This is a genomic window from Salinibacterium sp. VpJ6, assembly GCF_059767345.1.
In genome coordinates this window covers 1-11,527 of record NZ_JBSOQL010000004.1, presented here as the reverse complement: position 1 = coordinate 11,527, position 11,527 = coordinate 1, and the positions used below count along the sequence as shown (strand labels likewise).

Genomic DNA, 11,527 nt, shown 5'->3' with positions numbered 1-11,527 from the left:
CCCAAAAATGTAGGGCGGAGGTGCCGCGGGTGTTCAGCGACATCGGCATCAGCAATCAGCCTCTAAAACACTAGGCCTTCTGTCTGGGCGCTGCGTACAACATCCGGTGTATCTGTGCGGATGCTGCTACTCCGGTGGACGGTGAACAGAAGTTGCGGCCGGGAGGCACGGCTGCTCGCGCCGAGCGCCGACGTGGCTAAGGCTCTAGTGTCGCGACGATCCCGAGCGCGGCGAACACCGCGCCGACGACGGCGAGCACGAACACGGCTAGCGCCCAGAGAAAGAGCGGCGCAGCACTCGCGAGGCGAACACGATCGGTGGATGCCTGAACCAACGTCGTATGCACGGCGCGGTATCTACGGTGCCCGACCCAGAACAGCACGGCGGTCATGATGAGGCCGAGAGCGGCAACGGCGTAGCTGCCGATGCTGACGGTGTTGAGAAGGAGTCGCGCGGAGACGAGCGCGGCGATGGCAAACGACAGCACGGTGCGTTGCCACGCGAGAGCGGTGCGTTCCGCTTGCAGGCCGGCATCGAAGGGGCGGTCGAAGGCGCGCGTCACTGGAGGAGGATGCCGATCGCGAGCAGCAGCCCGGCCACAACAACGCCGCCGCCGATGGGGCCAGCGAGGTTGGGGGAGGGCAGCGGGCGTCCGAGACGCAACGACTGCTCGGCCTTCATCCAGCCAAACCACGCCTGCATCGGGGCAAGTACGCCCAACAAAATCAGCAGCACGGATGCCCCGAGCCGGAACCCGGGAGCGATCGGCAGCACGAATGCTTCCAGTGCCACACCCGCAGCGATCAGCGCGAGGGCGGTGCGGATCCACGCCAAGAACGTGCGCTCGTTCGCCAGGCTGAAGCGGGCATCCGGCTCAGTGCCAACGCCGTAGACGCGGCGCGGAAAGCGGCGAGGAGGCGGCTGTACTGGTTCGGTCACGAGCGATCCTTCATGCCCCGATCCTATCGGGAGCAGGAGAGTCGATTGACGAGGAGCTCAACGGAGGGCTACTCCGTTGGCCTGACGAACTTCTCGTCGAAGTCGTAATCGTCCCAGTTGCCGTTGACGAGGATGTCGCCGAATTCGCCCGCAGGGAGTGAATCGACGGCGACGCTCGGTGCGCCCTGTCTGATCTCGAGGATCACGATGCCGGTATCGGGGCCGCCGCCGAGGAGCTCGAGCCCGTCTCCGACTCGGAAATTTCCGGTTAGCGCTTGTCCGGCGAGAACCACGGTGCCCGGACCGTCCGCATACAGCGTGTATTTGTCGTGCATCTGAAAGGCAACTTCGCTGCCGGGAGCCGTGCTTTCGATCGGATCGCTCGTAGGATCCGCCGAACCTGATGCGCCCGCCTCATCCGGGATGAACGTCGGGGTCGCGGTGGAATCCGCGTCCGAGGGGCTTGCGGGGGTGCATCCGGAGATCGCAATCGCGAGGCCGAGAATCACCAAAATCCCGAGGGATCGAGCAGAGTGCGTCATTCGTTGTGAGTTTCGCATGCCGTCAGCCTAGGGCGGTGTTCCGCCGGATGGCTAGGGTTGCTGAAAAATTTTCACCCTAGCCATCCCTTCAGAAGTTACTCGCCGCGAAGCTGACGCAACAGCACCGCAGTCGCGATAGCCGCGTTGGCGGCTTCTTCGCCCTTGTCCTCTTTCGAGCCCTCGAGTCCGGCACGATCGAGGCCCTGCTGTTCGTCGTCGAGGGTGAGCACGCCAAAGCCCACCGGTTTGCCGGTCAGGATCGACACCTGCGTGAGGCCGCTGGTGGCGGCATCCGATACGTATTCAAAGTGGGGTGTTCCGCCACGGATGATGACGCCGAGAGCAACAACGGCATCCGCGCCAGCATCGAGGGCTGCCTTGCTCGCGACGGGCAACTCGAAGCTGCCGGGAACGCGCACCTCGGTCACCTCGGCATTGGCTGCGGCGAGGGCGCGGCGGGCACCAGCGAGTAGGCCGTTGGTGATGACTTCATGCCACTGCCCGGCGATGATCGTGACCTTGAGGCCGGTTGCGTCGGTAACGATTTCGGGGGATCCTGCGCCGCTCATTAGAGGCCTTTCGCGGTAAGTCGTGCTTCATCAAGCACGGCGGTGGAGGGGAGTTGGTGACCCATGCGGTCACGCTTGGTTTCGAGGTAACCCTCGTTGCTGGCGCCAACGCCCACAACGAGCGACACGAGCTCGCCGACGATTACGCCACGCTCTTCGAGCTGGCGCTTCTTTTCAGGGTTGTTGCTGAGCAACCGCACTGCCGAGATTCCGAGGTCTTTGAGGATGCCGACAGCAGCCCCATAGTCGCGGGAGTCAGCAGGCAGGCCGAGGGCCAGGTTCGCGTCCAAAGTGTCGAGACCGTCCTCTTGCAGGCGGTAGGCGCGCAGCTTGTTGATGAGCCCGATTCCGCGACCTTCGTGGCCACGCAGGTAGATCACAGCGCCACCATCACGCTGGATTGTCTCCAGTGCAGCGTCGAGCTGCGGGCCGCACTCGCACTTGAGCGAGCCGAACGCTTCACCCGTGAGGCACTCAGAATGCACGCGCACCAGAGTCGGTCCATCGCCGAGGTGCTCGAGCGTTCCGGGCGCGATGAAAGCGACGTGATCGGCACCCGTCGAGTTGTCGCGGTAGGCGCGAACGGTGAAGGAGCCATGCACGGTCGGGATCGTCGTCTCGACCTCGAACGTAACCCGGCTCATCTCGGGGATCGGCTCAATCGGTGCCGGGATGGTGTCGCAGCGGTTCTCTTCGAGCCAGTGCATGAGATCCAGAATCGTAATCACGAGAACGTCTTCGCGAGCACCAAATTCGATCAGTTCGGGCAGGCGCATCATCTCGCCGGAGTCGTGCACGATCTCCGAAATCGCGGCGACCGGGCGGAGACCGGCCAGCTTCATAAGGTCAACAGCAGCTTCGGTGTGACCATCGCGCTCGCGAACGCCACCATCGACAGCGCGCAGCGGCATGATGTGGCCGGGGCGGTGCAGGCTCGACGGCATCGAGAGCGGGTCGGCGAGCACTCGCAGAGTGTGGGCCCGGTCGGCGGCACTGATGCCGGTGCTGAGACGGTTCGCGGCATCCACCGACACGGTGTAGGCCGTGCCGCGGGGGTCTTCGTTCACGGCGACCATGGGCGGAAGCGCCAGTGCGTCGGCGATCTCGTTAGTCATCGGGGCGCAAATGAAGCCCGAGGAGTGGCGAACGAGCCACGCAATCCATTCTTGGCTGGCAAGTTCGGCGGAGATGATGACATCGCCTTCGTTCTCGCGGCCCTCATCGTCAGCAACGATGACGGGGCGACCTGCGCGGATCGCCTCAATGGCATCGGGGATGGTGGCGAGGCTCATGACTCGGTCCTTTCGTGACGCGAAGATGCGTCGGTGAACTCGGCCATCCGGGCCACATGGCGTGCCAGAATGTCGGTTTCGATATTGACGGAGTCGCCCACAGCGAGCGCTCCCAACGTTGTTGTGGTGAGGGTCTCGGGAATCAGCGAGACCTCAAACCAGTCGCGGCCCACAGCGCTCACCGTGAGCGAGACGCCGTGCACCGCGATCGACCCCTTGCGGGCGACGAGCGGGGCCAACTCTTCGGTGAGGCTGAAGCGCAGGATGCTCCAGCTGCCCTCATCGGTGACGCTCAGTACCGTGCTCGTGCCGTCGATGTGACCCTGCACGATGTGGCCGCCAAGACGATCGCCGACCTGCATGGCACGTTCGATGTTCACGCGGACGCCGGCAGCGAGCGAGCCAAGCGTACTCATGTCGAGGGTGACGCCCATGACGTCGGCGGTGAACCAGTCGGGGCCCTGATCGACGACGGTGAGACACACACCGCTGACGCTGATCGAGTCGCCGTGGCCGGCATCCGACACCGCCTGCGGAGCGCGCACGGTGAGGCGTGCGCCATCGTCGGTCGCGGCCAGTTCGACGACGTCGCCGAGCTCTTCAATGATTCCGGTAAACATGGTTACGCTCCCGTTTCTGTCGCTGGGCGGGCGACAATCAGTACGTCGTTGCCCAGTGGGCGAAGTTCAGTGATGTTGAGGTCTTTCGCCTCAGCCATGGTCGTTACCCCGAGCTCGCCGAGCGCGACCTTCGGGCCGCCCAACAGTTTCGGAGCCAAGTAGATGAGCAGTTCATCCGCGAGGCCAGCAGCGATGAAAGCGCTCGCGATAGTCGGGCCACCTTCCACGAAGACGCGACGGATGCCCGCCTCAAACAGTTCGCTCAGTGCGGCGTTGAGGTCGCTGCCGTCAATCTGACGCAGTTGCTCGGGGTGCTGGCGCAGTTGTGCATCCGCCGGAATCTCGCGCCGACCGAGCACCACCGGCTGCGGTTGCGACTCGAGCAGTTCGCCGGCGTCGCCCCGCGCGGTCAGGCTCGGGTTATCGGCGAGCACTGTGCCCGTGCCCACGACGATCGCATCGGCGCGCGCCCGCTGCTCGTGCACGTGCTGGCGGGCGGCGGTGCCGGTGATCCACTGGCTCGTGCCATCGGGGGCGGCAGCGCGACCGTCGAGGGTGGATGCCCACTTCACTGTCACGTGCGGACGCTGCAGTCGAGCGGCGGTCAGCCACGAGTGCAAAAACTCCTCGGCTTCGGCCTGAGCGATGCCGGCGATCACTTCGACGCCACCAGCGCGGAGGCGTTCGGCGCCGCCAGCGGAATGCGGCCCGGGATCAGGCACCGCATACACAACCCGGCTCACGCCAGCATCGAGCAGGGCTTGAGCGCAGGGGCCGGTGCGGCCGTGGTGGTTGCAAGGCTCCAGGGTGACGACGGCGGTGAGGCCGGCAGCGATGCCAGGCGCGCCCGTTCCCGTAGCGTTCCCGCCCTGTGCGCCGGTGCCTCGTTCGCGAGCACCAAGCTTGGCGAGAGCATCCACTTCGGCATGCGGGGTACCCGCGCCATGGTGCCAGCCTTCGGCCACAATCTCGCCGCTGGCATCCACGAGCACGCAACCCACTTGAGGATTGCCGCCGGTGATGGGCCCGTGGCTTGCCAACGAGAGCGCATGGCGCATCAGCTTCTCCAGCTGTGCCAGCTGTTCTGGTGTGGTCATCCGGGCTCTCGTCTCGTGGGACGCGCTCCGGGAAAGTGGGTTCGAAAAACCCGCCGGACCATTCTGAGCGCCCAGAATTCGGGCACAACAGATGGTTCGGCTCGTGCTTCCTCTTATCCGGACTGAGAAGTCTTGCGACTTCATTACCGTCGGTCCCGGAGTTTCACCAGGTCAACCGTTTCGAAGTTTTCACTTCGGCGCGGGTCGCGGACTATAACCGCCGGTTCGGATTCTCACCGAGCCCCGGAGCACGTTTTGCTTTGCTTAGTCTACTCAACGCGTTTGCCCGCAAACTATTCCCGCCCCAACCTCTCAGTTTGTTACGGAGCTATGAAACTGCTCTAGTCGAGCAGCGCCACCAATTCATCAAGCGAGTGGATGACGCTGACGCCGGCCGCCCGAGCTTCGTCAAGCTGGTCGGTGGTTGCGTGGCTCTCGCGGTCGAGCCACACTCCGGTGAGTCCGGCATTCGCGGCTCCCAGCGCATCCGTCGCCAGCCGGTCGCCGATGTAGACCGCGTGGGCGGGCGCGACGCCGAAGAGTTCGCAGGTGTGGTGAAAGATGCGCGGGTCGGGTTTGGTGTGCCCGAATTCGCCGCTCGCGACAAGGTGCTCAACCCGGTGGGTGAGCCCAACCGTTTCGACTTTGCGCGTTTGAAAGTCGAGTTCGCCGTTGGTGATGATGCCGAGTCGAGTGGCGGGGGAGCGGGCCTCGAGTGAGTCGAGACAAGCCAGGGCATCGTCATGCAGGTGCCAGGCGTCGCGGTACGCCTCGAAGTAGGTGTCGAACCAGAGGCTGGATTCGGCGTCGTTGAGCATCACGCCATAGGGCTCGACGAAACCGCGGGCGCGGGCTTGGCGTTGGCCTTCGAAGGTCAGTTCGCCGCCGAGGTAGCGGTGGTAGTGGTGTTCTTCGAGCTCTGTCCAGCGCAGGCTTTCACTGGCGTCGTCGGGCCAGACCGCACTGCCGTCGGCGCTCGGCCCGGCAGCGAATGCCGCACCTAACGAGCGTCGGTGGTTGCGAATGCCGAGATCCACGGATGCCCGGTGGGCAAACAGGGTGTCGTCAAGGTCAAAGAGGGCGACGATGATGGTCATGGGCAGCGTGTTCTGAGAGCTAGACCGGCCACGGCTGGCCGTACTCGACCGCATAGGTGGGGTTCTCATCCGGTGCGGTGAGTGTTGCCCACCACGATGGCGGATGCGTTCCGCCACGGTATTCGCTCGAGGCGGGCTCGATGCCGGTGTAGATGAAGCCGAGGCTCTTCGCGATGGCGGCCGAGGCTTTGTTACCGACGAGGGCTTCCCAGCGCACTTCGGGGCGGCCGGTGGAGAACACCCAGCGGCAGACCTCGGCGACAGCTTCTTTCATGAAGCCTTGGCCGCGGTGCGGTTCGCCCATCCAGTAGCCGATGGTGTCGTTGTAGAGGCGAAAGCTGATGACGCCGAGCAGTTCGGGCTTGCCGGTTTCGCGGATCGCCCAGGTGTACTCGTCGTCGTCTTCCCACCACTGCGCTACGAGGTTGTTGATGAAGAATTCGGCATCCGACTTTGCGTACGGCCACGGGATCGTGAGCGTGTGCTCGAAGATCGGGTCTTGGCAGTAGGCGGTCATGAGCTCGACATCGTCGCCGGTGAGGGCGTCGAGAGTGAGGCGCTCGCTCGCGAGATTAAAGACCTGCATTAGCGCACCCGCGGCAAGAAGCCGATGCGGTCATAAACGCGGTCGAGCGTCTTCTGAGCCATCTCGTTGGCGCGCTCGGCGTTCTTGCTGAGCATGCGGTCGAGCTCGGCCGGGTCGGCAAGCAGCTCAAGCGTGCGCTCACGCACGGGCGCGAACTCGGACACGACAACCTCGGCAACTTCCTTCTTGAGATCGCCGTAGCCTTTGCCCTCGAACTGCGCTTCGAGATCGGCAATGGATGTGCCGCTAAACGTGGAGTGCAGCGTGAGCAGGTTCGAGACGCCCGGCTTCTCGCCGCGATCGAAACGAATCTCGCGGTCAGCATCCGTCACCGCCGATTTGATCTTCTTGGCCGTCTTGTTCGGCTCGTCGAGCAACCACAGCACGCCAGCATCCGTCGTCGCTGACTTGCTCATCTTCGACTCGGGGTTCTGCAGGTCGTAAATCTTTGCGGTGGCCTTCTGAATCTGCGGCTCGGGCATCACAAAGGTGTCGCCGAACCGCGAATTGAAGCGGGTAGCAAGGTCACGCGTGAGCTCGATGTGCTGACGCTGATCTTCGCCCACCGGCACGATAGCGGTGTCGTAGAGCAGGATGTCGGCGGCCATCAGCACGGGGTACGTGAAGAGACCAACGGAGGCAGCATCCGATCCCTGCTTGGCTGACTTGTCTTTGAACTGGGTCATGCGCGAAGCCTCACCGAAGCCGGTGATGGTGTTCAGCACCCAGGCGAGTTCGGCGTGCGCCGGAACCTGAGACTGAACGAAGAGCACCGAGTGCTCAGGGTCGATACCGCCGGCAATGTACTGCGCGGCGGTGCGCCGGGTCTGAGCGCGCAGCAGCTCGGGCTCTTGCGGAACGGTGATGGCGTGCATGTCCACAACGCAGAAAACAGCGTCGTAGTTCTGCTGCATCTCGCGCCACTGCATGAGCGCGCCAATGTAGTTGCCCACGTGGAGCGAATCGGCAGACGGCTGCATGCCTGAAAACAGGCGAGGTGTGGTGCTCATGGGCTAATTCTTTCAGATCGAATAGTCAACAACGACGGGAGCGTGATCGCTCCAGCGCTCATCCCAGGCGCCGGCCTTGTCGATGCGGTAATCCGCAACGGTGGCTGCAAGCGCGGGGGTGGCGACGTGGTAGTCGATACGCCAACCAGTGTCGGTGTCGAAAGCTTGGCCGCGCTGCGACCACCAGGTGTAAGGCCCGTCGACTTCACCAGCGAACTGGCGGCCGACATCCACCCAACCCAGGCCGGGTGCGGTCGTGCCATCAACGCATTCGATGGTCTCGCCAGCGGCGCCGAAGAAGCGGTCGAAGTAGGCGCGCTCCTCAAGCAGGAAGCCGGCCTTTTTGCGGTTGCCGCGCCAGTTCTTGATGTCGAGTTCGCGGTGACCAACGTTGAGGTCGCCGACGATGAGGGCGTGGTCGCTGTGGGCGGCAAGCTCGGGCAGACGCACGAGCATGGCCTCTAAGAACTTGTACTTCTCGACTTGCTTCGGGGTGTCAACAACGCCCGAGTGAACGTAGGTGCTGACGACGGTGACGGTCGTGCCGTTGACGTCAAAGTCTGCTTCGAGCCAGCGACCGGCGCTATCGAAATCGTCGGCGCCGAGCGCTACGCGGTGAGCAAGAGGGGCGGATGCCGCAGACCCCTTGCGTGAGGCCAGCGCGACTCCTGCGCGGCCCTTTGCGGTCGCGGCATCGTGCAGGATGTTCCAGCCATCGCCGAGCAGCCCTTCGATATCGGCGTCGGCGGCGCGAACCTCTTGCAGCGCCAGAATGTCGATGTCCCGGGCATCCAGCCAGTCGCCCATGCCCTTGCGGTAAGCGGCGCGAACACCATTGACGTTGACGGATGCGATGCGAAGACGTGTTGCCATGCCTCAAGACTACCGACGCGCACCGACCGTGCGGCACCCGGAAGTGAATGCCGCGCGCGCTGCAACGGGTGCTACTTCTTCTTGTTGCGCTTCATCATTCGAGAGAAGGTGCGCTTGAACTTCTTTTCATTGGCTCGGTCGCGCTCGCGGGCGTCGTCATCCGTCACTGTTGCTGTCGTCGGCTGAGATGACCGGGCGGAATCGCGCTGCGGTCGCCCGTTGGCTTTTTGCGCCTTGTTCGCCTTCGCATCTTCGGTGGCTTTCGTCGGTGTGACCGCACGCAGAGCATCTTCATCACGCTGAGCACCGCTGATGTCGAGATCCGCATCATCGGCAGCCACGGCGATCCAAGCAGCGCCAATCAGGATGATCTGGCAGATGAAGTTGAACCAAATCAGCAGACCGATGATGACCGCGAAGGACGCGAGGAGAGGGTTGCGGGTTGCGCCTTCAAGCAAGAAGCCACCACCGAACTTGAGCGCACCCAGGGCGACGGCGGCGATGATGGTGCCCTGAGCGAGCATCCGGAAAGGAATCTTGATGCCAGAAACGACGCGGTAGAAGATTCCTAGCGTTGCGGTGTCGAGAATCAGCACGATGACGAGGGCAACACCGCGCGTGGCGATCACTCCGGCGGTTGAGTTTTCATTGATCGACACGAGGCCGAGAATCCAGTTGAGCGCGGCGGAGCTGAGCACCGAGACGCCCGCCGAAACGAGCACAGCAAGACCGAAACCGATCGCAAGCCCGGCATCTTTGAGCTTCAGAATGAGAAAGTTTGTTTCGGAGCTTTCCAGCCCAAACATCGAGCGCACAGCGTCGCGGCCCGACGCAATCCAGCCCAGCGCCGTGAAAGCCAAACCGAAGGCAGCGATAACACCGGTGATACCGAGAATGCTGGTGTCGGCGAGGGTCTCGCGGCTGATTGCCCCGTTGCCGCTGCCGTCACCGATGAGGCCGGGGATGTTCGTGGAGATGAAGTTGTAGACCGCATCGAGCAAAACGGGATCGCCCTGCACGATAAAGCCGGCGACAGCGAAACCAACCCAGATTGCGGCGAAGACGGCGAAGATCGCTTGGTAGGAAAGTCCCGATGAGAGGAGTGGTCCTAATTTGTCCGCGTAGTGCATGAAGACACGCACGGGGCGTAGCTGGAGTACCCACTCAATGGCCGGTTTCAGTCGTTGCGCAAGCTGCATCCGTTAAGAATAGCTAGGCTGTCTGTGCGTAGCTCAGAGGAGAGGTCAGATCACATGGAACTTCAGGGTGTTGGAGTCGGACGATCGGTTGCCATTGGAAAAGTCGTGCGAATGCCCGACCCCCTTCCGGAACCGAAGGATGCTCGCCATTCAGGCGATGCCGCAGCAGAAAAAGAAGCGGCAGCATCCGCACTCACTTTCGTGGCTGCTGACCTGCGTGCACGCGCCGAAAAAGCGGATGCCGAGGCCAACGAGGTTCTTACCGCTACAGCCCTGATGGCTGAAGACCCCTCGATTCTTGACAGCGTGAACGAGCTGATCGACGGCGGCAAGGCTGCCGAACGCGCAGTGTTTGAGGCTTTCGCCTCGTTCCGTGAGATGTTGATTTCGCTGGGCGGCATGATGGCCGAACGTGCCACCGACCTCAGCGACGTAAGCCAGCGCGTTGTTGCTCGCCTTCGTGGAGTTGAAGCGCCGGGCGTTCCGCAGCGCGATGAGCCGTTTGTGCTCGTGGCCGACGACCTCGCCCCAGCAGATACCGCTCTGCTCGAGCTCGACAAGGTTCTCGCTCTCGTCACCCGCCAGGGTGGGCCGACCAGCCACACCGCAATTCTTGCTCGCTCGAAGGCGATCCCCGCGATCATGGGTGTTGCCGAAGCGCTTGAGCTTGCCGACGAGACGCTCGTGATTGTGGATGCCGGTGCCGGCACCATCACGACGGAGCCCACCGCTGAGCAAGTCTCCGTAGCAGAAGCCCGCATCGCCGAGCTCGCCGCCGCAGCAAACGCTCCCATCACTGATGGAGCTCTCGCAGACGGAACCCTCGTTCCGCTCCTCGCCAACTTGGGCACCCCCTCGGAGGCTGCGCAGGCGGTTGAGCTGGGCGCTGAAGGTGTTGGCCTGTTCCGCACCGAGCTCATGTTCCTTGACGCCAAGACTGCGCCGACGGTCGAAGAGCAGACCAAGGAATACACCGAGATGCTGCAGCACTTCCCGGGTAAGAAGGTTGTCGTTCGTGCCCTCGATGCCGGCGCTGACAAGCCGCTGAGCTTCATGGACATGGGCGAAGAAGTAAACCCCGCCCTCGGCCAGCGCGGCCTCCGCTCGCTTCGCGTCAACGAGAACATCCTGCGCGACCAGCTCACCGCGCTCGTGAACGCTCAGAACGCGACCGACGCCGACCTCTGGGTCATGGCCCCGATGGTGTCGGATGCCGAAGAGACCGAATACTTCGTCGCCCTGGGCCGCGAACTCGGCCTCAACACCGTGGGTGTCATGGCCGAGGTTCCCTCGCTCGCCGTTCTCGCCGACCAGGTCGCCGAACGCAGCGACTTTGTCTCGATCGGCTCCAACGACCTCACCCAGTACACGCTGGCTGCCGACCGGATGCTCGGCACCCTCGCCAAGTTCCAAGACCCGTGGCACCCTGCCGTGCTTCGCATGGTGAAGATGCTCGGAGACGCTGGTGCCGCTGCGGGCAAGCCCGTCGGAGTCTGTGGTGAAGCTGCTGCAGATCCGCAGCTCGCCATTGTCCTTGTCGGCCTCGGAGTCACGAGCCTCTCGATGACGCCCGCGGCGCTCGCCGACGTGCGCGCCGAGCTGCTGACGGTTACGCTCGAGCAGGCTAAGGCTCGCGCTGCTGCTGCTATCAACGCAACGACCGGGCCGACGGCTCGCGACGCTGCTGCACAGGCTGCCTAAGA

Annotated in this window: 13 protein-coding genes and 1 riboswitch; of the genes, 1 reads left to right on the top strand and 12 read right to left on the bottom strand. The window is 63.5% G+C overall.

Annotation, left to right across the window (positions count from 1 at the left end; translation table 11 throughout):
• Positions 1–196: 196 nt before the first annotated feature.
• From ACWTV1_RS12005 to ACWTV1_RS11950, 12 genes are all read right to left on the bottom strand, one after another.
• Positions 197–562, bottom strand: a complete 366-nt coding sequence (locus ACWTV1_RS12005; protein ID WP_197157434.1) for a DUF202 domain-containing protein — start codon at positions 560–562, stop codon at positions 197–199.
• Entirely contained in the window at positions 559–939 is a 381-nt protein-coding gene (locus tag ACWTV1_RS12000; protein ID WP_197107834.1) for a YidH family protein, read from the bottom strand. Before ACWTV1_RS12000 ends, ACWTV1_RS12005 begins: the two co-directional genes overlap by 4 nt.
• Before the next feature lie 68 nt (positions 940–1,007).
• Positions 1,008–1,499, bottom strand: coding sequence for a hypothetical protein (locus tag ACWTV1_RS11995; RefSeq protein WP_498505503.1), 492 nt, complete (start codon positions 1,497–1,499; stop codon positions 1,008–1,010).
• A 77-nt stretch (positions 1,500–1,576) separates the two neighbouring features.
• A complete protein-coding gene (ribH, locus tag ACWTV1_RS11990) occupies positions 1,577–2,050 on the bottom strand; it encodes a 6,7-dimethyl-8-ribityllumazine synthase (protein WP_498505502.1) in 474 nt (157 codons plus the stop codon).
• Positions 2,050–3,342, bottom strand: a complete 1,293-nt coding sequence (ribB, locus tag ACWTV1_RS11985; protein ID WP_498505501.1) for a 3,4-dihydroxy-2-butanone-4-phosphate synthase — start codon at positions 3,340–3,342, stop codon at positions 2,050–2,052. The genes ribH and ribB overlap by 1 nt, the downstream gene beginning before the upstream one ends.
• Positions 3,339–3,962, bottom strand: coding sequence for a riboflavin synthase (locus ACWTV1_RS11980; RefSeq protein ID WP_498505500.1), 624 nt, complete (start codon positions 3,960–3,962; stop codon positions 3,339–3,341). The genes ribB and ACWTV1_RS11980 overlap by 4 nt, the downstream gene beginning before the upstream one ends.
• A gap of 2 nt (positions 3,963–3,964) precedes the next feature.
• Positions 3,965–5,059 (bottom strand): bifunctional diaminohydroxyphosphoribosylaminopyrimidine deaminase/5-amino-6-(5-phosphoribosylamino)uracil reductase RibD, encoded by a 1,095-nt coding sequence (gene ribD / locus ACWTV1_RS11975; protein ID WP_498505499.1) that lies wholly within the window; start codon positions 5,057–5,059, stop codon positions 3,965–3,967.
• Positions 5,060–5,159: 100 nt separating this feature from the next.
• Positions 5,160–5,314: riboswitch (FMN riboswitch) on the bottom strand.
• A gap of 86 nt (positions 5,315–5,400) precedes the next feature.
• Positions 5,401–6,156 (bottom strand): HAD family hydrolase, encoded by a 756-nt coding sequence (locus ACWTV1_RS11970; protein ID WP_498505498.1) that lies wholly within the window; start codon positions 6,154–6,156, stop codon positions 5,401–5,403.
• 19 nt (positions 6,157–6,175) lie between these two features.
• Entirely contained in the window at positions 6,176–6,742 is a 567-nt protein-coding gene (locus tag ACWTV1_RS11965) for a GNAT family N-acetyltransferase (RefSeq protein WP_498505497.1), read from the bottom strand.
• On the bottom strand, positions 6,742–7,752 hold the full coding sequence (trpS, locus tag ACWTV1_RS11960) for a tryptophan--tRNA ligase (protein WP_498505495.1): 1,011 nt from the start codon (positions 7,750–7,752) through the stop codon (positions 6,742–6,744). Before trpS ends, ACWTV1_RS11965 begins: the two co-directional genes overlap by 1 nt.
• 12 nt (positions 7,753–7,764) lie before the next feature.
• On the bottom strand, positions 7,765–8,625 hold the full coding sequence (locus ACWTV1_RS11955; RefSeq protein ID WP_498505494.1) for an exodeoxyribonuclease III: 861 nt from the start codon (positions 8,623–8,625) through the stop codon (positions 7,765–7,767).
• A 71-nt stretch (positions 8,626–8,696) separates the two neighbouring features.
• Complete coding sequence (locus ACWTV1_RS11950) at positions 8,697–9,824, bottom strand: YihY/virulence factor BrkB family protein (RefSeq protein WP_498505493.1); 1,128 nt, start codon at positions 9,822–9,824, stop codon at positions 8,697–8,699.
• A gap of 54 nt (positions 9,825–9,878) precedes the next feature.
• On the opposite strand from ACWTV1_RS11950, the gene ptsP reads away from it, so the two are divergent.
• On the top strand, positions 9,879–11,525 hold the full coding sequence (gene ptsP / locus ACWTV1_RS11945; protein WP_498505492.1) for a phosphoenolpyruvate--protein phosphotransferase: 1,647 nt from the start codon (positions 9,879–9,881) through the stop codon (positions 11,523–11,525).
• Positions 11,526–11,527: the final 2 nt, after the last annotated feature.

Bases quoted from the DNA above. Each gene is read 5' to 3' on its own strand.
- ACWTV1_RS11970 (WP_498505498.1), bottom strand. From the start codon at position 6,156: ATGACCATCATCGTCGCCCTCTTTGACCTTGACGACACCCTGTTTGCC.
- ACWTV1_RS11995 (WP_498505503.1), bottom strand. From the start codon at position 1,499: ATGCGAAACTCACAACGAATGACGCACTCTGCTCGATCCCTCGGGATT.
- ACWTV1_RS11965 (WP_498505497.1), bottom strand. From the start codon at position 6,742: ATGCAGGTCTTTAATCTCGCGAGCGAGCGCCTCACTCTCGACGCCCTC.
- ACWTV1_RS11950 (WP_498505493.1), bottom strand. From the start codon at position 9,824: ATGCAGCTTGCGCAACGACTGAAACCGGCCATTGAGTGGGTACTCCAG.
- ACWTV1_RS11955 (WP_498505494.1), bottom strand. From the start codon at position 8,625: ATGGCAACACGTCTTCGCATCGCATCCGTCAACGTCAATGGTGTTCGC.
- ACWTV1_RS11980 (WP_498505500.1), bottom strand. From the start codon at position 3,962: ATGTTTACCGGAATCATTGAAGAGCTCGGCGACGTCGTCGAACTGGCC.
- trpS (WP_498505495.1), bottom strand. From the start codon at position 7,752: ATGAGCACCACACCTCGCCTGTTTTCAGGCATGCAGCCGTCTGCCGAT.
- ribD (WP_498505499.1), bottom strand. From the start codon at position 5,059: ATGACCACACCAGAACAGCTGGCACAGCTGGAGAAGCTGATGCGCCAT.
- ribH (WP_498505502.1), bottom strand. From the start codon at position 2,050: ATGAGCGGCGCAGGATCCCCCGAAATCGTTACCGACGCAACCGGCCTC.
- ptsP (WP_498505492.1), top strand. From the start codon at position 9,879: ATGGAACTTCAGGGTGTTGGAGTCGGACGATCGGTTGCCATTGGAAAA.
- ribB (WP_498505501.1), bottom strand. From the start codon at position 3,342: ATGAGCCTCGCCACCATCCCCGATGCCATTGAGGCGATCCGCGCAGGT.